The organism is Pseudomonas sp. P4_C3 (assembly GCF_056402075.1).
Genome location: NZ_JBFUIC010000496.1, coordinates 1 through 2250, shown reverse-complemented (window position 1 = coordinate 2250; position 2250 = coordinate 1). Strand labels below are relative to the sequence as shown.

The following is a 2250-nucleotide window of genomic DNA, read 5'->3' as shown; positions in this document are numbered from 1 at the left end:
CTTCTGATTGACGATTTTCTCGACTACTAGATGGAAGGACGAACATGGAAAGTTTAACCAAGCCAGCTAATAATGCATATTATCTTGAACGACAATCTCGCTTTGAATCGAACGCGAGAAGCTATCCACATAAATTTCCGATCGCGATTAAGTCAGCGCAAGGCGCGTGGATTACTGATGTCGAAGGTCGAAAGTACCTCGATTGCCTATCGGGTGCAGGAACTTTGGCGCTCGGACATAACCATTCGGAAGTCATCGGTGCAATACGAACTCTGCTCGATCACCAGATGCCGCTACACACRCTCGACCTGACGACACCTGTCAAGGATGCGTTCTGCGAAACCGTGCTTAAGTTACTTCCGGGCTCACCAAGCGACTGGCGACTGCAGTTCTGCGGACCGACAGGTGCCGACGCCGTAGAGGCTGCGCTTAAGCTAGCGAAAATTGCTACAGGGCGCTCCGGCATACTAAGTTTCAGTGGCGCATACCACGGTATGACGCATGGAGCATTGAGCGTGACCGGTAACCTCGGACCGAAGACTTCTGTTGGTGGTCTCATGCCGGGTATACAGTTCCTGCCCTATCCATATTCTTATCGTTGCCCGCTCGGTATTGGTGGCGAAACGGCCGCCATCGCCTTGGGCGTATTAATCGAGCGTTTCCTCGATGATGTCGAGAGCGGTGTCACCAAGCCGGCAGCGATTATCGTCGAGGCGATCCAAGGTGAAGGCGGCGTCATTCCCGCGCCGGTTCCATGGTTGGTGAAACTACGCGAGGTTACACAACGACACGGCATCATCCTGATACTCGATGAGGTGCAAGCGGGAATTGGGCGTACTGGGCAATGGTTTGCTTTTGACCACGCGAAAATCGTCCCCGACATGATCGTCCTGTCGAAGGCAATAGGTGGTGGCCTTCCATTATCGTTGGTGGCTTACCAGGCTGGGTTTGACGTTTGGTCGCCGGGAGCACACGCCGGTACATTTCGAGGTAATCAACTCGCGATGGCCGCCGGACAAGCAACGCTCGACATCATGGTTAAGAACCGCGTTCTCGACAACGTAGTTTCGGTCGGCGCTGCACTGGAACACAGACTTATACGTCTGCAGCGAAACCTCCCATGTATAGGTGACATTCGCGGACGTGGTCTTATGCTCGGTATTGAGATTGTCGATACCGAACTCCCCGTCGATTCACTTGGCAGCCATCCCCCCCATCCACGATTATCGCAAGCGCTGCAACGAGCCTGCTTCGACAATCAATTGATTGTGGAGCTCGGTGGCCGGCACGGCGCGGTCCTGCGTCTCCTACCACCGTTGACATTGACACATCAGGAAGGGGACATCGTAATCGAACGGCTGAAGACGGCACTGGAAACGGTAATGCATGCCGAGCAGGAGTCGACCGACCATGCTTGAATTGCCGACTCTAGGAATGACGACCGCCGATCAGCAGGGATCGACAGCCTACCGTTTCTTGATGACAAAGGCTGTGAACACTGCGAGCCAATGGCTCGAAGCAGGTGTGCTGTTTGACGGAGCGCGGCCCGATACGCTACGGATGAAATTGTCAGATCACGACATCTTTCCCGAACATGGTGTCGGCGACGAGCAATCCTTAGCGGACGCAACTGCGTGTTTTCTTGACCACGCGTTACAGGTCCATCATCCGCTCTGCATCGCGCATTTGCACTGTCCGACAACGCTTGCTTCTCAAGCTGCAGAGGTGTTGATCAACGTAGCTAATCAGTCGATGGATTCCTGGGATCAGAGCCCATCGGCCACAATCCTTGAACAGCATCTCGTCGGCGCTCTCCGAGCGCGTATTGGCTACCCGGTAAACGACGCTGGCGTGTTGACTAGCGGCGGTACGCAAAGCAATTTAATGGGACTGCTGCTTGCTCGGGATCATTATGCGTTGCTTCATTTGGGGGTCAATATCAAGGAGGATGGGATTTCGGCCGACGCCAAGCGCATGGTTGTAATTTGTTCGAGCCAAGCCCACTTTTCAGTTCAGCAATCGATGTCCTTGCTCGGCCTGGGTAGGAGCGCTGCGATATCCGTTCCATGCGACTCCGAAGGACGACTAGTCGCAGGCGACGTCGAGCGCACGCTGTCCAGACTAACAAGCGAATCGCAGGCACCCTTTGCCATAGTCGCAACCGCCGGTACGACGGATACAGGCGCAATCGATCCTATCAATGCACTTGCCGACATTGCACAGGCTCGTGGACTTTGGCTCCACGTAGAC

2 protein-coding genes are annotated in these 2250 nt (G+C 54.6%); both read left to right on the top strand.

Translation table 11 applies throughout. The features are described 5' to 3' along the window. The first annotated feature begins 44 nt into the window (after positions 1-44). On the top strand, positions 45-1418 hold the full coding sequence (locus AC1DVH_RS29810) for a diaminobutyrate--2-oxoglutarate transaminase family protein (protein WP_477756813.1): 1374 nt from the start codon (positions 45-47) through the stop codon (positions 1416-1418). Continuing rightward, a partial coding sequence (locus tag AC1DVH_RS29805) for a pyridoxal phosphate-dependent decarboxylase family protein (protein ID WP_477756812.1) occupies positions 1411-2250 on the top strand: 840 nt, incomplete at its 3' end. The genes AC1DVH_RS29810 and AC1DVH_RS29805, both read left to right, overlap by 8 nt.